This is a genomic window from Trinickia sp. (assembly GCF_051953405.1).
GTDB lineage: Bacteria > Pseudomonadota > Gammaproteobacteria > Burkholderiales > Burkholderiaceae > Trinickia.
Genome location: NZ_JBQCIV010000125.1, coordinates 88035 through 110925, shown reverse-complemented (window position 1 = coordinate 110925; position 22891 = coordinate 88035). Strand labels below are relative to the sequence as shown.

The window sequence follows — 22891 nt, the reverse complement described above, 5'->3', positions numbered from 1 at the left end:
ATGCCGGGCGCGACGACGGTCCAAACAGGCAGCTTTCTCTCGGTGAGTACGCCCTTCGGGGCGGACGTGCTGTTGCTCGAGGGTTTTTCGGGGCGCGAGGCGATCTCCGAGCTGTTCCATTTCGAGCTGCGCATGCGTTCGACGAACACCGCGCTTTCGGCCGCCTCCATCGTCGGCAAAAGCGCGACCGTGACGCTGCAGACGCAAGGCGGCTCGCCGCGGTACTTTAACGGCATCGTGACGCGGTTCGCGCAGGTCGGGGCGGACGCCGCCCACGGATACTATTCGGCCGCGCTCGCGCCGACCCTGTGGCTCGCCACACTCGGCAGCGACCGAACGATCTATCAAAACCTGAGCGTGCTGGACATCGTCCAGCAAGCGCTGGCACCGTTCAACGTCACGATCAAGCAAAGCACGACGGGCACGTACGCGGCGCGCGAGTACTGCGTGCAGTACGACGAGAGCCCGTTCCATTTCGTGTCGCGGCTGATGGAAGAAGAGGGCATCTTCTACTTTTTCGCATTCGCCGACGGTAGCCATACGATGGTGCTCGCGGACAGTCCGTCCGCGCACGAGCCGACCGCCAACGCCTCGCAATTGTGGTTCTCGAGCGATTCGGTCGCGCACAGTCCCTCGGAGCGCGTGAGCGAATTCGAACTCGTGACGGGATTGACCGAGCGCACGCATATCGTCGCCGATTACGACTACACGTCGGCCGCGGTTTCCACGGCGACATCGTCGGCCTCGGGCGGCACGACCAACGGCACGCGCTACACGTTTCCCGGACGTTACGCGCAGGCGTCGGACAGTACCCGTACCGCCGATTTGCGGCTAGCGGCGCATCAGATCGGACAGCAAACCGGCAAGGGCGCGAGCGTGTGCTTCGCCCTGACGGCCGGCTCGAGCTTCACGCTGGGCGGGCATGCCAACAGCGCGGTCAATACGACCTATGTCGTGCGTGCCGTCGAGCACAGTTCGACGAACGACTACTACACGAACGAATTCGTCGTGTTTCCTTCGGCGGTGCCGTTCCGTCCGCCGCTCGTGACGCCGAGGCCCGTTGTCGCCGGCAATCATACGGCGACGGTGTCGGGTTCGTCGGGCGAGGAGATCTGGACCGATGCGTATGGACGTATCAAGGTCAAATTCCATTGGGACCGCTCGGACACTCAGAACGAGAACACATCGTGCTGGGTGCGCGTTGCGCAGACCGTGGCGGGCAACGGCTGGGGGCATTTCTTCCTGCCGCGCGTGGGTCAAGAAGTGATTGTGAGCTATGTCGACGGCGACCCCGACCGGCCGCTCGTGACCGGCAGCGTCTACAACCAATCGAGCACGCTGCCCTACGAGATGCCGTCGATGCAGACGCGCAGCACGATCATGTCGCGTTCGTCGAAAGGGGGCAGCGCCGGCAACGAAATCCGCATGGAAGACAAGACCGGTAGCGAGGAGTTGTTCGTGCACGCCCAGAAAGACATGAATGTGTCGATCGAGAACGCGCTGGCGACGACCGTGATCGCCGGTAACGAGACGCATACGGTGCAAAAGGGCGATCGGACCGTCGACGTGCAGACGGGCAAGGAAACGCATACGGTCAAGGGCACGCGCTCGCTCGATGTGACGGGCGACGAGACGCACACGAACCACGCGAAGTTTACGCACAACGTGACAGGGGATTACACGCTCAAGGTGAGCGGGACCTTGACGATCGACGTGAGCGGTTCGATCACGTTCAAATCGGGCACGTCATTCGCGAGCCAGGCCGGAACGTCGCTGTCCAATCAGGCGGGCACGACGCTCGAGAACAAGGCCGGTACGACGCTCACGATCCAGGGGCTGGAGGTGCAGGCCAAGGCATCGGCCACGGCGACGGTCGACGGCGGCGGCATGCTGGCCCTGAAGGGCGGCCTCGTCAAACTCAACTGACCCTGACGTATTTCGCTAAGCGCCACGCCATGTCCGATCTCGAATTCATGCGTTCACCGCGTTCTCCCGCCGCCCAGCCGGCGGCGGACGTGCGCGAGGTGGCCGAGCAGCGCGATGCGAGCGGCGCCGTGGTCGCACGCACGTCGCTGCTGAACGGGGTGCCGCACGGGCCGATGACGCGATGCACGCCGGACGGCACGCCCACGTTCGATGCGCACTACGCGCATGGGGTCTTGTCCGGGCCGATGCATGCATTCGATCCGCCCGGCGTGCTCGTCAAAGAAGCGCATTACGCGGACGGCAAGGAGCATGGCGTGACGACGTTGTACCAAGACGGACGAGTGGCCTTGAAACAAGGATTCGTGGCCGGGGTGCTGCACGGCGAAAGCGTGTCGTACGCGCCGTCGGGGCAAGTGACCTCGCGCCTTCCGTACCTGGCGGGAAAGCCGGAAGGCGAAGCGGTTTATTTGCACGAAGGCGTGGCGGTGCGCCGCGCGCGCTATCGAGCGGGCGTGCTCGAAGGCGAAACGCGCGAGTACGCGGCCGACGGCACCTTGGTCCAAAGCCTGCCGTATCGCGACGGCCTGCTGCACGGGACGGCGCGGCGCTTCGATCCGGACGGCCGGGCGATGGCGGAGCGCCGCTACGCAAGCGGCAAGCCGCAGGAAGCGTGGCGCAGCCTCGCTGCGCCGGTTGCCGGTGCCGCGGGCGGCTTGCCGAAGATCGTCTCGAACTTCGAAAAATGGGTGAAGGGCTGATCGATGAGCATCCTGGTCACTACCGGCACCATGCTTCAGTGCAGCTTCGGCGTGGCGCCTTCGTCTTTGAACGTACTGCCCACGCCATGCGTCATGGCGGGTGCGCCCGCCGCGACGATCATGGACAACGCGCCCATGGTCAACGTCATGCCGTTCGGCATGTGCAATTGCCCGGCGAATCCGACGGTAGCGGCGGCGACCGCGGCGGCGCTCGGCGTATTGACGCCGATGCCCTGCATACCGGCCACGGCGGCACCTTGGGCGCCAGGTTCGCCGACGGTGTTGATCGGCGGCCAGCCGGCACTGCAAAACAGCTCGAAATTGATGTGCAACTGGGGGGGCGTCATTCAAATCGTCGCCACAGCGCAATTCACCACCATGGTTCCTTAAGGACGATCGGCGATGCCCTATGTGTTCTCGATGACTGCGCGGATGGCGACGATCGCGGCGTGCTGCGTCTTGCTGCTATGCGTGCTGCTGTTCCTGCTCGGTGTCGAAATCGGCGCGCGTTACGCCGCGCCTGCCGCTGCGGCCGGTGCTGCCTCGAGCACAACCGGCGCGACCGACGCAACCGGCACAACCGCCGCCGCCGGCGCAATCGGCGGCTCGGTCGCGAGCGAACGTGGGTCCACGCCGGCGAGTGCGGACGCCGCGGCGTCTGCGGCGCCGGCTTCCAACGCTTCTTGAAACTGCAAACGGTAATCGCTATGCCTACGCTTCACTTTTACGGTCCCGCGTCGCACGGACGTTCGATTGCGGTACGGCCGCTGCGCGCGCTGGCCGCGCGTGTCGCTGCCGTTGCCTTGGCGACGAGCATCGGGCTTTTCGCCGGTGGGCATGCCGCGCATGCGGCCAATGCGGCCGCCCCCGCGCCGGCGGTGGCTCAGCCGGCCAGCGCCCCGCTCGCGACGACCTCGACCGGGCTCGTGCGTATGCCCGACGGACGCTTGCTGGCCCCCGAATTTGCCCGCATCGTGAACCGGGGCGAACTCGTGGTCGCGATGTTGGGCGTCGATCAACCGCCGTTCTTCGAAACGCGCAACGGCCGGCTGCAAGGCATCGACGTCGATATCGCCGATGAGCTTGCCGCCAAGCTCGGCGTCAAAGTGCGCTTCAACCGCGATGCGAAGACGTTCGACGGGGTCGTGAGCGAACTCGCCAACGGCGATGCCGATCTGGCGATCAGCAAATTGTCGCGCACGTTGGCACGCGCCGAACTGATCAGCTTCAGCACGCCCTACGTTCGCTTGCACCGAGCGCTGCTGCTCAATCGCTTGAACTTCGCTCAAGTCGCGCACGGCCGCCCGGCACCGGAGGTGATCCGCGCATACGACAGCACGATCGGCGTGGTGATGAACTCGTCCTATTCGCAGTACGTGCAGACCAACTTTCCGAATGCGAAAGTCAAGGCGTATCCGAGCTGGGACGCGCTGCTGGGCGGGCTCGACAAGGGCGAAGTGACGGCCGCGTACCGCGACGAATTCGAAGTCAAGCACGTACTCAAAAGCGACCCGACGGCGTCGCTGAAGCTGCGCGTCGTGACGCTGGACGATCTGGACGATCCGATCGCGATCGGGGTCAATGTGTCCACGCCCGCGCTGCTTGCGTTCGTCAATCAATTTCTTGCCGAACGCAGCAAGAAGCTCGACGTGAAGACGTTGCTGGAAGCGACCGATCACTAAAACACCCGCATAACGATAAAGACCCAAGCGCATTTCGGAGACCGAACGATGGATATGAACAAGCTTTACGCCGTGGCCGTCAATCCATGGGTGGTGATCGGCAGCCTCGCGCTCGGCAGCGCGTTCGGCTTATGGGCGCCGTTGCTCGCGCAACGACTCGACGTGATCGGCGATCTGTACGTCAACTTGCTGAAGATGACGACGCTGCCGTTCATGGTATCGGCCGTGATATTCAGTCTGCAGCGTTTGTTTCGCGACGGCGGGACGTCGCGTCTGCTTTTGCGCGTGGTGATCGTGATCCTCGGCGCGTCGGCGACCGTGGCGGTGGTCGGCGCGATCGTGCTGCTGACGATGCGACCCGGCGCGAACTTGTCGACGGCAACGATGCACACGTTCGGCGCGATGGTCGGCAGCGACGCGACAGGCACGAACGAGACGGTGATGAGCTTATACGGCACGGACACCGTGCCGAAGACGATCGGCTTCACCGATATGCTGAAGAGCCTTGTCCCTAGCAATATTTTTGCGGCGCTCGCGAGCGGCGACGCGCTCAAGGCGCTGGTGTTCGCGCTGCTGTTCGGCCTGGCCGTGGGCCGGGTGCCCGAACGCATTTCGGTGGGACTGAGCCAAGCGCTCGAGACGGTCTACCATGCTTGCCAGAAGCTCATGCATTGGCTCAGCTACCCGCTGCCGCTGATTCTGTTCTGCATGAGCGCGGCTCAGCTCGGTAAATCCGGGGTGGGGCCGCTGCACGCGATGCTGCAGTTCGTCGTGGCTTTCTTCGTCGTTGCGTTGCTGCTGCTCGTGCTGGCGGCCACGATCATCTGGAAGCGTTCGGCCAATTCGCTCGGCGGCACGCTCGACGCCTTGCGTGCGCCGTTCGCACTCGCGCTGGCCACGCGCAATAGCGCCGCTTGCATGCCGAGCATGATCGAGAGCCTGGTCGATCGCCTTGGCTTCGCCCGCTCCCGGGTGGAGTTAATGGTGCCGCTGACGGTTTCGCTGCTGCGCGTCGGACCGATGGTCTACTACGTGTGCGCGACGCTCTTCATTGCCCAGCTTTACGGCCGTCACCTCGGCGTGGTGGAGGTCAGCACGGTGTTGCTCGCGTCGGTGCTCGCGGGCTTCGCGTCGGCCGGGATGACCGGGCTCGTGACGGTGTCGCTGATCGGCATGACCTGCGTTTATTTGAGCTTGCCGTTCGAGGCCGCCTTCATTCTGTTCCTCGCGGTCGATCCGCTGTGCGACATGCTGCGCACGCTGATCCTCGTCATCGGCAACACGGCGGCCGTGTCGATCATTTGCCCTCGTCCGCTCAAGCTTTAAAGATCGCCATGGCGCTGATAGGCATCCTGGGCGGCATGGGGCCGCTAGCCACCGTCGATTTCATGGAGCGGGTGATCTCGTTGACGAGTTCGGCCGGGGCTTCGCGCGATCAACAGCATCTGGAACTGCTAGTCGCGCATTTGCCGCATATTCCAGACCGTTCGGAAGCCTTGCTAGGGACGGGCGAAAGCCCGTTGCCGGCGCTGCTGCGCGGCATCGACATGCTCAACCGCAACGAGGTGGCGCTGATCGTCATTCCGTGCAATTCGGCGCATCACTGGTACGACGCGATGCGCGAGCATAGCCGGGCGCCGATCATTCACATCGCCGAAGCGAGCGTGGCGGCGCTGCCGCCGGAGCGCCGGCGCGTGGCTGTCTTGGCGACGGGGGGCACATTTCATTCGGGACTCTATCAACGGATGCTCGCCGCACGCGGGTTCGAATCGGTCGAGCCCGACATCGCCACGCAGCGGCAGATCGATACCTGCATCGGCGAAGTGAAGGCGGGACGGATCGACGCATCGACCGAACACCTCGCGCGGGCGCTCGATTGGCTCGTGCGGCAAGGCGCGCAGGCGGCGGTCCTGGGCTGCACGGAGCTGCCGCTGGCCGCACGCCAGATGGGTGCCCCGGCGATTCCGACGATCGACAGCACGTTCGAACTCGCGCGAGCGACGGTGTCCTACGGCCTCGCGCGCGGCTGGAACATGGCGCTATGAACACGCTGCGACAACTGCCCAATTCCGCGCCGGTGCTGGTGCTGTGCATCGTGCTCGGCTGCGTGGCCGGCGCATTCGCCGAACCGCTAGGCGAAGCCGCGTATGCGATCGGCCAGGTTTACGTCTCGCTTGTGACGATGGCGGCTGTGCCCTTGCTGGTGGTCGCGATGTTCTTCGGGCTGCGCCAGCTTTTGGCGCTGCCGCGTCCGGGGCTGCGCATCGGCACCATGCTGCTGCTGGCGATCGCGCTCGTCGCGGCAGGCGGTTTCGCCGGTACGGCGGTAGGCTTCGCGACGGCGCCCGGGCTGCACTTGTCGGCTGCCGCGCATGCGCAACTCGGCCGGCTGATCCTCGCGAGCGGCGGCAATGCCGGCGAGGTGCGCATGACGTTGTTCGCGCAGGCCGGATCGGGCGCGACAGATGGCGCCTTTGCGCTGACCGATGTCGTGCCCGATAACTTTTACGGCGCGCTCGCAAGCGGCCGGGCACTCGGCATTTTGACCTGCACGATCTTGTTCGGCATGGCGTTCGCCGCGCTGTCCAGCGAGCAGACGAAGGTGCTCAACGGCATCTTCGAAAGCATCTATCGCACGCTCGAAGCACTGATCGACTACGCCAATTTGCTGTTGCCGGTGTTGGTGTTCGGCACGGCGGCTCATCTGGTGGCGCACACGCCGCGCGAGACGCTTTCCGCGATGAGCGGATTCATCTCGGTGTTTCTCGCCTCCGCGGCGGCGCTCTCGTGCGTCGCCCTCGCCGCGATCGCGCTTCGCACGCGCGTGTCCTTCGTTCGCACGATCGGATGTTTGCGCGCCCCTATGCTGGTTGCGTTGACGTCCGGCACGGCGACCGCCGCGATTCCGCACACCATCGAAGCGATGAGCGCGAAGCTCGGTTGCAGCCGGGGTGTCGCCGAACTCGTCGTGCCGTTCGGCGCGGTGTTTGTCCGCGCGGGCTCTGCGCTGTATTTCGCGCTTCTTGCTTCGTTCGTTGCGAACCTTTACGGGCATTTTCTGGACCTCGGCGACTGTGCGATGATCGGCGCCGCCGCCACCGTAGCCGCGTTCGCTTCGGCGGGCCGCAACGGTATCGGCGGCATCGCTGCGGCGGGGATCGCCTTGTCGTTGCTTCGGCTGCCCGTAGAGGCCGCTTTGGTGGCATTCGTCGCCATCGATCTGATCTGCGATGGACCGCGCAACCTGCTGAGCCTGCTGTCCACGTGTACCGTTGTCGCGCTGGTCTCGGCGGGTGTGCAGACCGACCGAGCCACCGCCACCGTGGCGACGCAGCCCGCGACGCGATATGGCGATTCGGCGATCGTGCGCCTAGCATTTACGCGAGGGCAGCTCGCAGTGGTGGCAGGCTGCGCGCTCGTGGCGGCTTCTTTGATCGTAGTCATGGGGATAGGAGTGGGGGCAAGATGATCGACTGGCGACGCTTCACGCGGCGGCCTGGTTTCGAACGAGGCGGCGCGCCGCTCGGTGGACCTGCGCGCGCGGGGACGGCAAGGCTGCGGCGGTGGGCCGCCGGGTGGTCGACCATGCTCTGCTTGGTGTGTCTCGCGGGCCTCCCGGGTCTTACGCTTACCGGCTGCTCGATGCTGTTCCCATCGGGCGACAAAGTGAAGTGGGACCAGCTCACGCTAGCGGCTAGCGAAGAAGCCAACAACGACAGCCCCATCGCGGTCGACGTCGTATTCGTTGCGGACAAGACGCTGCTTGCGCGGGTCGCCGAGCTGCCGGCGTCGAAGTGGTTCGCCGTGCGCGACGATCTGACGGGCACGTTCCCCGATGCGATCCGCTACCAGAGCTGGGAACTCGTGCCGGGCCAGCGGGTGGTGGTGCCCGGAGACAAGCTGCGCGGGCCGCGCGTGGCAGGCGTGTTCGTGTTCGCGGATTACCCCGGCCCAGGTGCCCATCGCGTGCGAGTCGAGCGATTCGATGGCCGTCTCGTCGTGCAACTGGGCGACAACGCCTTTTCCATTTCGAGTGTGAAATGACCGAGCTTCGCTGTTTTTCCGATAGTCGCCGCACCGGTTTTTGCGGTTTCCTCGTGGTGAGGTGCGTTCATGCCTGATCGACTCGTCCCCGTCGTCGAGCGCGTCGAGTGGTTCGAGGGCATGCTGCTCGCGCCGCAACACTTTCAGCTTCTCTCTGCACGGGTCGATTCGCTCGTCGCGTGGCAGAGCTTGGCCGCCGCGCCATTCAGTTGGGGCGTGCGGCGCCTCGTGTTCGACGAAGGCCTGCTGAGCGCGGGCGTCGTGCGCGTACTGGCGCTCGACGCCATCATGCCGGACGGCACCGCTGTGTCCTATTCCGCCGAATCGGTTCAGCAGGGCCGGCTGGAACTGTCGCTCGCGCCTTTCGCGGAACGGCTTGCTACCACGCAGCTCGAGATCTACCTCACGTTGCCCGTCGCCGAATCGATGCGCGGCGAGGCGCAGATGCGGCGTTTCCGGTCGGTCGCGGGCGAGCCCGTCGAGGACACCACCTCGGGCGCGCCGCCGGCCGACATTGCGCGCCTCTTGCCGAATCTCGGCCTGGAGGCGGGCGAGATTCCGTCTGCGCGCTTCGTTTCGCTGTGCCTCGGCACCGTCTACAAAGACAACGAAGTGGTCAAGCTTGGGGATCGGCAACCCCCGCTGCTCGAAGTGGCTCGCGACAACCCGCTTTGGGTGGCGGTTTCCGCGCTGCTCGGCCAGGTGCGCGGCAAGGCTGCTTTCGTCGCACGCCAGACGGCGATTCCCTCGTCGAAGGCGGACGATCGCCTGACCCAGCTCGAATTGAAGGATCGGTTGCGCAGCCTGCTCGCGGCGTTGCCGCTTGCGGAGGCGGTATTGCGCACGCCGCATCTGCATCCGCTGGCGCTCTACCATGCGCTCGCCGCGCTGCACGGTTCGCTGTCGATGCTCGCGCCGGGCGGCTTGCCGCCCGTTCCGCCGGACTACGACCATGCCGATCCGCTCGCCGTTTTCACGCCGCTGCTCGGTTCGCTGCGCGAGGCGATCGCGGAGGTGAGCGAAGGGTACCGGGAGCGCAAGTTCCGCTACGGTAACGATAGGTTCGATATCGGTTTGCAAGCCCAGTGGGTGCAGGGGCGCCTCGTGATCGGCCTGCGCGGCCAATCCGATCGCGATTTGCTGGCTTGGATGGAGGGCGCGGTGATCGGCTCCGAGTCGGTGTACCCGTCGCTGCGCAGCCGGCGCGTGCTCGGTGCCGCGCGACGCTCGGTGGAGTATGCCGAGGAGTTGGGCATCCGCTCGGGTTCCGGCTATCTGCTGTTCGAGGTCGAAGCCGATCCGTCGCTCGTTCGCGCGGGCGAAGCGCTGGTCATCGGCAATCCGAACGAAGGGGCGAGCGCGCAGCGGCCCCAGGAAATGCTGCTGTTCACGAAAGACTGACGACTCGACACGACGATGGCACGCACCCGTATTGAAACCGAAGAGCACGACCTCGCGATGGAGCAGTTTCGCGCGTTCTTCGACGAACTCGTCAAGGCGCAAAGGCGAGTCTCCGATGTGCCCGATACCGACCCGGACGAGGCCGCGCAGGGTATGTCGCGGCATCTGCTGAACGTGCTCGAGATTCAGACGCTGCAATCGCGCCGCGACAGCACGCGCTTCGATATCGAGAACGTGGCCGACGCGCGCTATCTGAAGGCCGTTCTCGCCGACGAACTGCTGCTCAACACCCAATGGGCCGGGCGCGAGCGCTGGACCTCGTACTTGCTCGAATCGGCGCTGTTTCGCACGAACATCGCGGGCGATCTCGTCTTCAAGAAGATCGAGGCGCTGCTCTCGGATCGCGAGCCGTCGCGGCGGGAAATCGCGCGCCTGTATCTGTTCGCGCTCGCAATGGGGTTCCAGGGGCGCTTTCGCGGGGCGGGCGAGCAGGCCGATGCGCGTTTGCGCAGCTACCGGGAAGAGCTGTACGAGTTCATCTATCAACGCCGTGCCGACCTGGGCGGACGCGATCGCGTCGTGTCCGAATCGGCCTATACGAATACCCTTTCCCATATCGCCCCGCGCAAGCTGCCGACCGTGAGCCGCTGGAGCGTCATGGCGCTGCTCGTGGTGGCGGCGTTGCTCGCGATATCGGAGATCTTGTGGCTGTGGCAGTCCTGGCCGGTGCGCCAAGCCTTGCACGGCGACACCGTCGTGGGAGTGAGTTCATGAGCGCCATGCATCGTGTGGCCGTTGCCGGGGTGACGCCATGTTGACGAGCAACCTGTTTCTGCTGTCGGTCGCCGTGCTGATCGCCGTCGTATTGATCGTGCTTGGCGCGGTGCTTTGGATCGCGGCGCAGAGCGCGCAGAACAAGCCGGCCGCCGAGCGCAAGATCGTCCGGTTGCGCACCGATTCGCTACGCAACGCATTTCGCCAAGCCGTCGAGCTGATCGAAGGCAACATCGCCTCGCGCAGCGAGCGCTACAACGTGCCGTGGGTCATCGTCCTCAATGAAGGGGACGACCCGCGGCCGTTGCCGATCGCGCAAGCGGGCGTGGCGAGCGTCTTGAGTTCGGAAGCGGCCAACCCGGCCGCGATCCAGGGCATCTCGTGGAACTTCTTCGATCGCGGCATCGCCATCGATATCAAAGCCGCTTACCTCGGCTCGCCCGACGACGACAGCCAGGAAAAGCCTTGGGACGAATTTCTGAGCCTGTGCCGCAACTACCGGCCGCAGCGGCCGTTCGATTCGGTGGTAGTGACGGTGCCGGCGTCGATGCTGCTGGCCGATCATCCCGACGCGCGCCTCGAACTCGAGCGCCATGCGAAGCTTGCGCACCGTCGGCTGTGGCTCGCGCAAAATCGCTTCGCGATGCGATTCGCCGTGTACGTGGTCGTGACGGGCTGCGAAGCGCTGTCCGGATTCGCCGCATTCGCGCGGGCGCTCCCCGAACCGCTGCGCGCGAGCATGCTCGGCTGGTCCTCGCCGTTCGATCTGTCGACGACCTACCAGTCGACCTGGGTCGATACGGCCATGGGCAGCATCGAGCGCGCCGTGTCGGATGCGAGCGCGGAACTGTTCACGCTCGACACGGGGATGATCGACGTTCAGGGATGTCTGTTGTTGCCTGCACGCGTCGATGCGATGCGTGCGCAGTTGCAGCTCTATGTCGACGAATTGATGCGGCCTAGCGCCTATCACGAGCCGTTTTTCTTCCGCGGGATCTATCTCACGGGCGACAGCGGCGAGTTCGCGCAGCGCGAGCAAAGCCGCCGCGCTCGCGAAGCAGGCGACGCGGCAATGCCGGAATCGCCCGACGCTTTCGATCCCTACGGCGAGCGGGCCGAGCCTCGCTTCGCGCCGGAGCCCGGCGCGGATTCGGCCGAAGACGGCGCGCGGGAGGGCAGCGGCGCGTTGAACGACCTCATGCTGCAGCCGGCATTCCTGCGCGATCTGTTCGAGAAAAAGATTTTCCTCGAATACGGATTGACGCGGCCGTCGCGCTCTCAGCATCTGTCTCGGCCCATGCTGCACCGGGCGGTGCGCTGGGGCGGCATTGTCTTGCTGGGCGGTTGGACGATCGGCCTTGCGGGCGCCACCATCGCGCTGAGCCATCGCAATCCGCGGCTCGTCGCCGCGTTGAACGAGTTGCATGCCGATTCGCAGGAGCGCGATGCGGCTGCGCGCGGCGGCGAATCGTTACCGTCGGATTGGTATCGTCGTAAGACGCTCTCGCTGATCGGCTTGAACGGCGAGCATATCGGCACGTTCTGGACCGTCTTTATGCCCGGCTCGTGGAGCATCGTCGACGATCTGGACGAGCGCGTGCGGGCGCGCTTCGAACGCGAGTTCGGCGAGATCGCGCTGACCGCGCTCGAACGCGAGATGCTCGCGCACGTGAGCCGGATGACCGGCGTGGCGAACGATCCGAGCACGGGACAACTGATTGTCGGCGACGATTGCGCGGCCCCCGCATTGGACGGCGACGCGTCGGTCGTGAGCAGCTTGGCCGTCGACGATTTGCCCGCGATGCATGCCATGCAGCGCTACGTGGGCGCAGTCGATCAACTCGATGCGGCGCTCGCCGCGATGCAGCGCTTGCAGCAGCCCTCGACGGGTAATGAAGAGGCGCTGCGGCTCGTGGTGCGTTATGCCTTCGGCACCGAGCTTCAAGGCAACGTAGCCGGCAGCCTGCGTTACTTCTATCGCGATGCTTCGCGCCGCGGCGATGCCTATGCGGCGGACCGCACCGGCGGATTGAACGTACCGGTGATCCAGCAGGCCGTGCGTTGTACGTTCGACAAAGGCGCACAGCAGCTCGACGCACAAATGTTCACGTCGAACCCGCTGCTCGCCGCGGAGCGCACGGTGACCGGGCAAATCGACGCGTTGTCGGTCGGCAGCATCGGGCTCGGCGATTTCGCCCAGACGAGTACGAGCTATCGAGCGATCGTCTCCGGCATCGACACCCAGCAAAGCCTACTGGCCGCGGGCAAGGCGGGTTGGATGCACCAGGCGCAGTTCAATCCGGGGCCCGTATGGGAGCGCACGTTCGTGCGCGCGGCGGGCAACCGCTTGCTCGGGGCGGATATCGTCGCGCGCTCGCGCGAGCGGTCCAGCACTGCGTTCCAAACGTTCGTGGCGGAAATGGCGCAACGCTTCGGCGGCCCCGACGGTGGCGTACTCTGGGTCGACAAGGATGCGCGCTACGTCGTGTCGCCCGCGCGGCTCGCGTTGCGCGATGGCCTGGCGAAGCTCTTGTCGCAACCGTTCATGGTGGCGCCGCGCCATCTGCCGTTGCCGTCGGTGCCGGACGGTTCGACCGTGACGTGGGATCGAACGCAGCTCGACCAAGCCGTCGCGCTGGGCGACGAACGCAAACACTACCTTGCCGATGGCCTGACGACGCTGCCCGACGCAGTGCGTCCCGCCGTCCAGCAGGCGCTCGACGCGCAGTTCGCGCGGCTCGTGCTCGATCAAGTCGCGTCGGCGGAGGCCGTGTCGCCGGCCGATGGCGACACGGGCAACGCGGCGTTCGATGCGGCCCGCACCCGGCTGGTGAAGATCCGGGCAGCGCTCGTGGAAATGGGCGCGAATGCGCAGGCAGCCGATCTCGATACGCTCGTGTCGAGCGACGCCATGCAACATCTTCGCCTCGTCGACAACGCGCTCGCGCAATCGGATCTGTACGCCACGCGTGCGACCGGTGGCTCCAGTAACGTCAAGCCCGTTCTCGCCGCGTTCGGCGTCAACGATCCGGCCGCGCTCAACGTCTATCTCCAACAGCAGTCGCTGCGCGCGCTCGAACTCGGCAAGCAAGCGAAGACGTACCTATCGGCGCTCGACGCTGCCGATGCCAACTCGCCGCTCGCTCAGCGTTGGCAAGCGATCGTCACCGATCTCGACCGATATCAGCTCAAGAACCCGAACAGCAGCCTGCTGATGCTCGAGCAGTTCTTGCAGACGGTGGCGGCCGATCCGAACGCCGGCGACTGTGTCGACCGCTTCCCTGCACGCCCGGCCGGTGTCGGCGGCGACTACTTCACGACGGTGCACATGCGCTTGTACGACAGCTTGCTGTCGCGCTGCGGCTCCGGTTTGGCGGATACGCTTCGCGGCGAATGGGACGGCTTCGCGCAAATGTTCAATCAAAGCGTGGCTTGGCGCCGGCCGTTCGGCGGACCGTTGCGGCCCGTCAAACTGAACGATGCGCAGGGTACGCCGGCCGACTACGGCGAACTGGGCGTGGCGCTCAAGCGCTACGAACAGGTGGCTTCCGCACTTCGATCGGCGGGCAGCGGTGCCGGCGCGCGGGCGATACGTGCGGATGCCGTGCGGCAATTCGTCGAGCAATTCGATCCGGTCGATGCATTGCTGTCGCCGCTCTATCCGGGGGCCGACGGCACGACGGCGGGCTACGACGTCAATGTCGATTTTCGTGCCGACCGCACGGCCGAGGTGGCCGGCAATCAATTGATCGATTGGACCGTGCGGATCGGCGAGCATAGCCTGTCGATGCAAGACGCGCCGCATTCGCTGCATTGGGAGTACGGCATGCCCGTTTCGCTCGTGCTGCGCTTTGCGAAGAATTCGCCGTTGGCCGCAAAGAACGATCCGGCGCAGCGCAATTTCGTGACGGACGGCAGCACGCTGACTTGGCAATTCGCCGATCCGTGGGCGCTGCTTTCGTTCGTCGCCGAACAACGTGTGGCCGATACGACCGTGCGTGCGAGCGCGGGCGGCTCGCTGTTGAAATTCGAGTTTCCGCTAGAGACGACCAATGTGGCCGATGCGGCGCTGGTCTCGAAGTATCCGCGCGGCCGCGTGTTCGTGCGAGTGCGACTGACCCCGGGCGGCAAGAAGATGCCGCTTGCGTGGCCGAGCAGCTTTCCTACTCATGCCCCGATCTGGAGTGCATCGTGAATCCCTCTGATCTGATCGAAGCCGAGTTGAGTTTTGCCGTCGATCTGCAGCCGCTGCTGAGTCCGTTGCCGGACGGAGACGGCATTGGCGTGTCGTTGCGTACGGATCCCATTTGGCAACAGATCCGCGATGCGCAACACGAGGACGACCCCTCGCTGCCGATGGGCGAATGGGAGCGGCCGCTCGTGAAGGCCGACTGGCGTGCGGTCGCATCCATGAGTGCGGATGCGCTTCGCACGCGGAGCAAGGACTTCCATTTGGCCGTGTGGCTGTGCGAAGCGTGGACTCGGCTGTATCGGCTCGAGGGGCTGATGGCCGGGGTGCAGTTGCTGAACGAGTTCGTCGATCGATTCTGGGATCATGCCTACCCGAAGATCGACGGGCAAGAGACGGACGCCCGCGCGGCGCCGCTTCACTGGATCGGCCGCCGGCTCGAGATCGTGCTGAAACTGCACGTGCCGTTGATCGGCTTGTCGGTCGAACCGGGCTTCATCAATCTCGACGATTGGCAGCGTGTCGTGGCGGCTTCGTTGCAGGACGACGACGCGCCCGCCACGCACTTGCCGCGCGAAATGCTGGATCGCGAGGCTGCACAGGGATCGAATCTGGCTTTGCTGCGGCAACTGGAGCGAACCGCCGGCACGGTGTTGGCCGCTATCGAGGAGCTATCGCGCCGCTTGGATCAGCGGTTGGGCGACGATGCGCCTAGCTTTACGCGCGTTGTCACGACGTTAGGCGAACTGCAGCGCGCGGCGCGTGCGTTGCGTGGCGATCATGCGCTGGACGAGACGGTGGCTGCGGCGTCGCCTGAAGCGGAAGGGGAGGAGATTCGAGTGGCTGGAAGCGACGATGCGCATTTGGAGGTCGATATGCAACCGCGAGCACTACCTATTACACGCGACCATATCGTCGATCGGGCGCATGCGTATCGGTTGATCGAGGATGTCGCGCGATATTTGGCCGAGCACGAGCCGCATAGCCCGACGCCTTATTTGCTGGCGCGTGCCGTTAGCTGGGGGCGCATGCCGCTGCCCGAGCTGATGCGGGATATCGTGAGTCAGGAAGGCGATTTGGGGCGGTATATGGCGATGTTGGGGGTGGAGCCGTAGGGGGCGGGGCGTTCCGATCGGTGGGAGAGGGTGGTTGTCGAGCCGAATGATGGATCTAATTCCAAAAAGTTAGGGGATCACAATGGGTGTGACGAGAGAAGCCCTCGAAAGGGCGCTGGGGGGGGCCGCACGGACGGCACGAGGTGCTCTGCACCCAACCGTTTTGCCGACGCCCATTGTGCGACCGGGACTGCCTGTCGCAACGGCGACTCGATGGTCGCATACGACCGCGGCGAGACCGGCGATTGCTTCTTCCGTATCGAGCAGCACCGCCGAAAAGGTTGAAGCTCAGAAGTCCAAGCTCCTCAGAGCGTCCGCGGAATCGGCTGCGAGATTAAAGATACATTTCGAGGCGCAACACGGCGCCGACTATAGAACAATCGGTAACGGTACTTGGAAAAAGTATTCGCCGATACACCAGAGCGTAATCAATGCTGCAACGATAGCGACTGACGTAGCGTCGAAGATGGAACCCGTAACGGGGCCGCTTCAACTATCCGATACGATCTGGCCCATGGGCGTTCAGCAGCGGGGTACGTTGGGGGCGTCTCTCGCAGGCGCTAAAAAAGGATTGTTCCGCAAACCCGAATCGATCGTGGCCGTAGTGAGCGAGTTCGCCGAACCGCTGGTGCAGGTCTTCTCCCATCAACCACCTCCCCAATGGCGGGTCGCTTTGGAGGGGGGCGCCACTTCCTTTGCCTATCCCTCATTCAACACGATCTGGCACGGTACAACCGTGCACATTAACCAAGATATCTCGAACGCACTCCAGTTACGCCATGCTCGGCAAGACCCTGAGGTTGCGGTAGACGACTGGGTGTCCGGGTGGTGCACTGTGGTCGGTTCAGGCGAACAGACGAGCCAGATCCTCCTTCGAACAAGTGGCCCGACTAGCTGGACTGCCACTGCGCCTTTACTCGACACACGATTAGGTTCTCTGATAAGAGTGACTCGGGACAGACCGTACATCGAGTATGCCAATGCGGAAGGTATCGATCTTAGCGAACACATGGAGTCCCACGCCGTGGGCTTGTTGAAACCGCCGTCAGTTGAGCTAACAGAGGAGTTTCGCAGGATTATTCGCGAGCTGCGCCTCAATGAAGAGTGGTTGGAGGAATATCACAAAATAGAGAGAGAGTTTCGGAGTAATGCCAGGCAGCTCTGACCGCCAACACGGACATATTTTAAACCGCTGCAACGGGTGCGCTGATCGCCGTTAGTCCCGCGTGGCGCATTCGTCGGATTGCCCCCCTCACTCCCCCACCCAAGACCCCCGCAGGTCGCTCTCACCCAGCAACTGTAAGAGCATTTCCGCCGGACGACTGAGCCGCTTCGCCGCCGGAGCGATGAATTCGACATCGGGCAGCGCCGGCAGACTCGCCGCATTCACCGGCTGCGACAGTCCGCGCCCGGACAAATAGTGCGCGCGAACGGTAACCCCGAGGCCGGTGCGCGCCGCCGCGATACAACCCGAGTGACTACTGCCCGTACAAACCGCTGACCGAGCATGAGCGTCATAGTCCGACGCCTTATTTGTTGGCCCGTGCGGTTGGCTGGGGACGCATGCCGCAGCCGGAGCTGATGGGGGATATCGTTAGTCAGGAAGGGGATTTGGGGCGGTATATGGCGATGTTGGGGGTTGAGCCGTAGGGGCTGGGCGTTTCGGCGGGCCGGCGGAGCGTGGTTGCAGCGGCGAATGCGGTCTGCGGCGATGAGGCGACGGAGGTTAGCCATTGGGCGTAGTTGACGCATCGATGGTCAATGTATAAACATGTTGAAACTTCGGAGGAAGTTGTCTATACTTGTTTATACGTTAATGGAGGTTGCATCATGGCAAAGACGGCAACGCTTACGATCCAGCAGTGGGGGAACAGCCTGGCGGTCCGTATCCCGGCTGCCGTTGCTCGCTCGGCTCACTTTGAGGTTGGGCAAGAGGTCGAAGTAACAACCGATGAGGTTGGCGTGACGGTGAAGCCGGTTGGCCCGCGAAAGCTCACACTCGCGGAGAAACTGGCGAAATTCGATCCGGCCATCCACGGCGGTGAGGCGATGGCAACAGGGCATATCGGCGCGGAGGTTTTCTGATGGCGGGCGCTTCGTGGGTGCCCGATCGGCGCGACATTATCTGGATTGATTGCAACCCGCAGGTCGGCCGTGAGATGAAGGATCTGCACCCGATGCTGGTGCTGTCGCCGAAGCTCTTCAATCAGCGCACGGGTATCGTCATTGGACTGCCGATGACGACGGCCCAATACAACGACACTAACCCATTTGCGATCAAGTTCAAGGGGCCCAAAAACGTCACCAGCTACGTGCTTGGACATCAACCCAAGTCATTCGACTGGCGTGCGCGTAACGCAAAGGCGCATCCGTGGAAGCGCGCACCTGACGATGTGTTCGCGGCTGCGTGTGAGCAGTTGAACCAAATCATCGCAATCGGCGACTAGGGAAACGCTGATCAATGAGGTCGTTGCATGCGCCGGCGTTCCACTGGAAGAGCTTAGTCGGCGCTTTCGTCAAATGGGGCACCCACGAAAGATGCCGCCCACCCCCTCACTCCCCCACCCAAGCCCCTCGCAAATCGCTTTCATTCAGCAACTGCAAAAGCGTTTCCGCCGGCCGGCTGAGCCGCTTGGCCGCCAGCGCGATGAATTCGATATCGGGCAGCGCGGGCAAACTCGCCGCATTCACGGGCTGCGACAGCCCGCGCCCGGACAAATATTGCGCGCGAACGGTAATCCCCAACCCCGCGCGCGCCGCCGCGATACAACCCGAGTGGCTACTGCTCGTACACACCACCTGCCAGCGAAAACCCGTTTCAGCGAGCGCATCGAGCACGACCGCGCGCGTGACGCTGGGCTCGGCAACCAGAATCAACGGCAACGGCTGCTCGAGATCGACGAGCGTACCCGTTCGCGCGATCCATTCGAGCCGCCCCGTAAACAAAGGCACACCGCGCTTATCCCCAAGCTTTCGCTTACCGATCATCAAATCGATCGACCCAGCATCGAGCAATTCGTAAAGCCGCCCCGTCATGCCGATGACGATTTCTAGCTCGACATCGGGATGCGCGTCGCGAAACGCAGCCAGCACGGTCGGCAGCGGACCGAGCGCGATATCGTCGGACGACCCCAAACGAACACGGCCCTTTAGCCGGGGCCCTCGGAATTGCGATTCGGCACGATTGAGCGCCTGCAGGATCACGCCCGCATGGGCGAGCATCGCCTCGCCATCGACCGTCATCGCCAGCGAGTGCGTGTCGCGCACGAACAGCCGCCTGCCGACGGCCTCTTCAAGGCGACGGACATGTTCGCTGACGCTCGATTGAGTCAGACCGAGCTGCCGCGCCGCTTCCGTAAAGCTATGGCAGGCCGCGACGGCGGCGAACGATTTCAACCAGACAGGATTGAGCATGAGGCGATTGTTATCGCCAACACCGATAACAGTCAACGCCGTTAGTGGGGTTTTCGATTGAAACCGATTCCAATATCATGATTGGGTTTTCACGGATTGCGTTGTACTGCCGGCTTTCGAACGGCACCGACGCACTCGAGAGACTCATCATGAACAAGGATTCAAGCCATACCGCGCTGTTGTGGATCGTCGCCACGGGATTTTTTATGCAGGCGCTCGATACGACCATCGTCAATACCGCGCTGCCGTCGATTGCGCATAGCCTCGGTGTTCGGCCGCTGGCGATGCAGTGGGCCATCGTGGCCTATACGCTCACGATGGCGACGCTGACGCCCGCTTCGGGCTGGCTTGCCGACCGCTTCGGCACCCGTCGCGTCTACTTTTCCGCCATTTTGATTTTCGTGTTGGGTTCGCTGTGCTGCGCCGGCGCGCATACGCTCGGGCAGCTGGTCGTCGCGCGCGTGGTGCAGGGCATCGGCGGATCGATGCTGTTGCCGGTCGGCCGGCTCGCCGTGTTACGCGCCGTCAGCAGCGAGCAATACGTGGCGGCGCTCGCGCTGATTTCCGTCGCGGGCCAGGTTGGCCCGATCGTAGGCCCGACGCTCGGCGGCTGGTTCGTCGAAGCCGTCTCCTGGCATTGGATCTTCTTGATCAACGTGCCGATCGGCGTAGTGGGGATGATCGCGGTGTACCGTTATTTGCCGTTGGCTTCCGGCAATGGCGCGCCGCGGTTCGACCTGGCCGGTTGCGCGCTGCTCTCGCTGTGCATGATTGCGTTCTCGCTCGCCGTCGACGCGCCGACCTCCTCGCATCGCGCCGCATGGTCGCTCGCTCTGTTCGTGTTCGGGCTCGTTGCGGCGCTAGCCTACGTGCCCCATGCGCGCCGCCGCAGTAATCCGCTCTTCAAGCTCGCGCTATTCGGCGAACCGAACTTCAGCGTGGGCCTGATAGGCAATCTCGTCTGCCGGATCGGATCGAGCGCCGTGCCGTTTCTCGTCCCGCTGCTGCTGCAACTCGAACTCGGCTATACGCCCTTGCATTCGGGTTTGATGATGTTGCCGGCCGCGCTCTCGGGTGCGGTGGCCAAGCGCTGGATCGCGCCGTTGATCCGCCGCTATGGCTACGACACGTTCTTATTGGTCAACACGCTGATCGTCGGCGCGTCGATCGTGGCATTTTCGCTGATCTCGCCGGCCACGCCCACGGTCTTGGCGATCGTCGTCTTGGCGATTTTCGGTGCGGCGAATTCGATGCAGTTCGCCGCAATGAATAGCGTGACCTTGAAAGGCCTGTCGCACGAAGATGCGGGCGGCGGCAACAGTCTCTTTTCGATGGTGCAAATGCTGGCGATGGGATTGGGCGTATCGATCGGCGGTGCGCTGGTGAAGGTGTTCGCCGATCAATCGGGCTCCGCCATCTTCGGTTTCCGCATGAGCTTCGTCTGCGTAGGCGTCATCACGCTCGTGGCCGCGCTGATCTTCCGGCGGATCGAGGAAACACCTATGGTCGTATCGGCCGGTCAGCCGGCTAGCACGACGATCCCTTTAGAAGCCGCACGCAGCAGCGGCCGCTAGAGGCTGCATCCTCTCCGCCTCCATGGCGGCGGGCTTGCCGAAGTAATAGCCCTGCATCAAGGTGCAGCCTAGCTCCGCGAGCACGGCGGCTTGACGTTCGGTTTCCACGCCTTCGATCACGCACCTGAGTTCGAGGTTGCGGCACAGTTCGACGATGCTGCGCACGATCCCCTGCGCGAACGTATCGCGCTCGATGTTGCCGACGAACGTGCGATCGACCTTGACGCTATTGAGCGGCAATTGATGGATGCAGTGCAGGCTGGAATAGCCCGTGCCGAAGTCGTCGAGCGCGATCTTCGCGCCGAGCGCGCTCAATTGCGACAGCGCCGCGCGGCCTTTCGCGAAATCCTCGATCACCGCTGTTTCAGTCACTTCGAACGTGAGCCGGGTAGGGTCGACATTGCTTCGCAGGACGGTTTGGCGAATGCACTCGACAGCTTCGGGCGAGGCGAGGTCGCGCGCCGATAGGTTGAACGAGACGCCGATCGGCGAATCGCTGCTTTCCATGAACGAGAGCGCCTTACGCAGTAACACCGACGTCAATTCGTGGATCAGGTCGCTGCGTTCCGCGATACGAATGAACGTGTCGGGCGGGATCGGTCCCAACGTGGGACTGTGCCAACGAGCGAGCGATTCGTATGAGACGATTTCGCCCGTCGCGAAGTTGAGAATCGGCTGAAAATGCAGCGTCATCTCTTGCACGAGATCGGCTTGTCGCAAGGCTTGCTCGATGCGGCCGTGCTGGCGGATCGTGCTTTCGTGTTGCTCGGAGAAGAGTGTCGCTTGCCCGCGTCGGTTGGCCTTGGCGTGATAGAGCGCGTAATCGGCGCGCTCGAACAATTGTTCGGCGGTGCGGCCGGCTTCTGGGAATAGCGCAATGCCGACCGTGGCGGAAATGCGCACGGTCGCTTGTGCGAGCGCGTACGGTTTGCGCAGCGCGTCGCAAACGGCTGTGCTGATTGCGATGAGTTCTTCGTTGGCTGTCACGCGCCCGAACAGCAATCCGAACTCGTCCCCACCGAGGCGCGCGATCTGCAATTCGTCGTTGGCAAAATCGGCCAGCCGACGTCCGACCTCTTCGAGCAAGCTGTCGCCCGCGCGGTGACCGTGCAAGTCGTTCACCTGTTTAAAACCATCCAGATCGACGATGCCGACGGCGAACCGCTTTTCGTCCGAACCGTCGTGCGCGAAATGTTTGCGTAGGCGGCCGAGAAAATGACGGCGGTTCGGCAGCCCCGTGAGACTGTCGATGTTCGCCAGGCGCTGATTTTCGCTGTTCAGCGCGAGCAACTGTTGCTGCTTGTCTTCCAGTACCTTTTTCGCGTTGACCAGATCGGAGAAGTCGCGCGAGTAGGCGAGCAACACCTGGATCATGGCGATCGCGACGAGCACCACGTTCATCGCAATCGCGACTAGCACGGCGTTACCGGTCAACGCAAAGAACACGACGAACGGACCGAGAACGATGGCGGTGAGCAGCAGTGCGGCGATGCGCACGTGCATCAGGCAAAAGATGCACGCGATCACGCTGATCGACATGTAGAACGCGACGTGTACCTGCTGGTAGGGACCGCCGTACCGGTACAGGCTCAAACCCCAGATCGTAAAGGTGACGCCGAACAGCGCGACTAGGGCGACGGTGTTTCTCATGCGCACGGCGACCTGATCGTCGCTGAGCGTGCGCAGTAGCGAGCGCCGGCGCGACCACACGTAGAGCCGCAGCGTGCAGGCCGCGCAGAGCACGAACGGAATGATCTTGGTCAGCAGAGGCGGGGCGCTATCGACGTGCGTGAACGCCACGGCGATGCTGTTGATCATCAACGTGAAGTAAAGCAGCGGCAGTTGCCGCGAGAACGCTTCGAACTGGCTGCGCAGGAGCGCAATGTTCGTTGCGTCGCTACGCCCGTATTGTCTGATCAGTCGCATTGCGAAGGGAGATTCGATTGGATTCGATGCGGATCCGCTTCAGCGAAACGCTTTCGCTCTTGTTTACGGCACATTTCGCGATTTCTAA

Annotated in this window: 19 protein-coding genes and 1 pseudogene; 17 read left to right on the top strand and 3 right to left on the bottom strand. The window is 63.8% G+C overall.

Annotation, left to right across the window (positions count from 1 at the left end; genetic code table 11):
• The 14 genes from tssI to ACTHN9_RS22180 all read left to right on the top strand — a co-directional run bounded on the left by tssI (nucleotide 1) and on the right by ACTHN9_RS22180 (nucleotide 17054).
• Nucleotides 1-1926: a type VI secretion system tip protein TssI/VgrG gene (gene tssI, locus ACTHN9_RS22245; RefSeq protein ID WP_440538940.1), complete on the top strand. Its 1926-nt coding sequence runs from the start codon at nucleotides 1-3 to the stop codon at nucleotides 1924-1926.
• Nucleotides 1927-1955: 29 nt separating this feature from the next.
• Nucleotides 1956-2684 (top strand): toxin-antitoxin system YwqK family antitoxin, encoded by a 729-nt coding sequence (locus ACTHN9_RS22240; RefSeq protein WP_440538939.1) that lies wholly within the window; start codon nucleotides 1956-1958, stop codon nucleotides 2682-2684.
• Nucleotides 2685-2687: 3 nt separating this feature from the next.
• Nucleotides 2688-3074: a DUF4280 domain-containing protein gene (locus tag ACTHN9_RS22235; RefSeq protein ID WP_440538938.1), complete on the top strand. Its 387-nt coding sequence runs from the start codon at nucleotides 2688-2690 to the stop codon at nucleotides 3072-3074.
• A gap of 12 nt (nucleotides 3075-3086) precedes the next feature.
• The gene (locus ACTHN9_RS22230) at nucleotides 3087-3371 is read left to right on the top strand and encodes a hypothetical protein (protein WP_440538937.1); all 285 of its coding nucleotides are present in this window, start codon (nucleotides 3087-3089) and stop codon (nucleotides 3369-3371) included.
• Between the two features lie 20 nt (nucleotides 3372-3391).
• Nucleotides 3392-4366: a substrate-binding periplasmic protein gene (locus tag ACTHN9_RS22225; RefSeq protein WP_440538936.1), complete on the top strand. Its 975-nt coding sequence runs from the start codon at nucleotides 3392-3394 to the stop codon at nucleotides 4364-4366.
• Between the two features lie 48 nt (nucleotides 4367-4414).
• Complete coding sequence (locus tag ACTHN9_RS22220) at nucleotides 4415-5692, top strand: dicarboxylate/amino acid:cation symporter (RefSeq protein ID WP_440538935.1); 1278 nt, start codon at nucleotides 4415-4417, stop codon at nucleotides 5690-5692.
• A gap of 8 nt (nucleotides 5693-5700) precedes the next feature.
• Entirely contained in the window at nucleotides 5701-6411 is a 711-nt protein-coding gene (locus tag ACTHN9_RS22215; protein WP_440538934.1) for an aspartate/glutamate racemase family protein, read from the top strand.
• Nucleotides 6408-7835, top strand: a complete 1428-nt coding sequence (locus tag ACTHN9_RS22210; protein ID WP_440538933.1) for a dicarboxylate/amino acid:cation symporter — start codon at nucleotides 6408-6410, stop codon at nucleotides 7833-7835. Before ACTHN9_RS22215 ends, ACTHN9_RS22210 begins: the two co-directional genes overlap by 4 nt.
• A gap of 173 nt (nucleotides 7836-8008) precedes the next feature.
• Nucleotides 8009-8410 (top strand): hypothetical protein, encoded by a 402-nt coding sequence (locus ACTHN9_RS22205; protein WP_440538932.1) that lies wholly within the window; start codon nucleotides 8009-8011, stop codon nucleotides 8408-8410.
• Between the two features lie 69 nt (nucleotides 8411-8479).
• Complete coding sequence (tssK, locus tag ACTHN9_RS22200; RefSeq protein ID WP_440538931.1) at nucleotides 8480-9811, top strand: type VI secretion system baseplate subunit TssK; 1332 nt, start codon at nucleotides 8480-8482, stop codon at nucleotides 9809-9811.
• Nucleotides 9812-9826: 15 nt separating this feature from the next.
• Nucleotides 9827-10585 (top strand): DotU family type IV/VI secretion system protein, encoded by a 759-nt coding sequence (locus tag ACTHN9_RS22195; RefSeq protein WP_440538930.1) that lies wholly within the window; start codon nucleotides 9827-9829, stop codon nucleotides 10583-10585.
• Nucleotides 10586-10622: 37 nt separating this feature from the next.
• Nucleotides 10623-14780, top strand: a complete 4158-nt coding sequence (locus tag ACTHN9_RS22190) for a type VI secretion protein IcmF/TssM N-terminal domain-containing protein (RefSeq protein ID WP_440538929.1) — start codon at nucleotides 10623-10625, stop codon at nucleotides 14778-14780.
• Entirely contained in the window at nucleotides 14777-15889 is a 1113-nt protein-coding gene (gene tssA, locus ACTHN9_RS22185) for a type VI secretion system protein TssA (RefSeq protein ID WP_440538928.1), read from the top strand. The genes ACTHN9_RS22190 and tssA overlap by 4 nt, the downstream gene beginning before the upstream one ends.
• 514 nt (nucleotides 15890-16403) lie before the next feature.
• The gene (locus ACTHN9_RS22180) at nucleotides 16404-17054 is read left to right on the top strand and encodes a hypothetical protein (RefSeq protein WP_440538927.1); all 651 of its coding nucleotides are present in this window, start codon (nucleotides 16404-16406) and stop codon (nucleotides 17052-17054) included.
• Between the two features lie 87 nt (nucleotides 17055-17141).
• Here the strand turns inward: ACTHN9_RS22180 and ACTHN9_RS22175 are convergent.
• Nucleotides 17142-17384 (bottom strand): annotated as a pseudogene (locus ACTHN9_RS22175) (LysR family transcriptional regulator); the annotation flags it as partial.
• Nucleotides 17385-17719: 335 nt separating this feature from the next.
• Between ACTHN9_RS22175 and ACTHN9_RS22170 the strand changes: the two are divergent.
• Both ACTHN9_RS22170 and ACTHN9_RS22165 read left to right on the top strand, forming a co-directional pair.
• Nucleotides 17720-17974 (top strand): AbrB/MazE/SpoVT family DNA-binding domain-containing protein, encoded by a 255-nt coding sequence (locus ACTHN9_RS22170; protein ID WP_440538926.1) that lies wholly within the window; start codon nucleotides 17720-17722, stop codon nucleotides 17972-17974.
• Nucleotides 17974-18336, top strand: a complete 363-nt coding sequence (locus tag ACTHN9_RS22165; protein WP_440538925.1) for a type II toxin-antitoxin system PemK/MazF family toxin — start codon at nucleotides 17974-17976, stop codon at nucleotides 18334-18336. The genes ACTHN9_RS22170 and ACTHN9_RS22165 overlap by 1 nt, the downstream gene beginning before the upstream one ends.
• Before the next feature lie 106 nt (nucleotides 18337-18442).
• On the opposite strand, the gene ACTHN9_RS22160 is transcribed toward ACTHN9_RS22165, so the two are convergent.
• Nucleotides 18443-19303, bottom strand: coding sequence for a LysR family transcriptional regulator (locus ACTHN9_RS22160; RefSeq protein ID WP_440538924.1), 861 nt, complete (start codon nucleotides 19301-19303; stop codon nucleotides 18443-18445).
• Nucleotides 19304-19452: 149 nt separating this feature from the next.
• Between ACTHN9_RS22160 and mdtD the strand changes: the two genes are divergently transcribed.
• Nucleotides 19453-20877 (top strand): multidrug transporter subunit MdtD, encoded by a 1425-nt coding sequence (gene mdtD / locus ACTHN9_RS22155; protein ID WP_440538923.1) that lies wholly within the window; start codon nucleotides 19453-19455, stop codon nucleotides 20875-20877.
• On the opposite strand, the gene ACTHN9_RS22150 is transcribed toward mdtD, so the two are convergent.
• On the bottom strand, nucleotides 20848-22803 hold the full coding sequence (locus tag ACTHN9_RS22150) for a putative bifunctional diguanylate cyclase/phosphodiesterase (protein ID WP_440538922.1): 1956 nt from the start codon (nucleotides 22801-22803) through the stop codon (nucleotides 20848-20850). The two genes, mdtD and ACTHN9_RS22150, sit on opposite strands and share 30 nt — an antisense overlap.
• Nucleotides 22804-22891 lie beyond the last annotated feature (88 nt).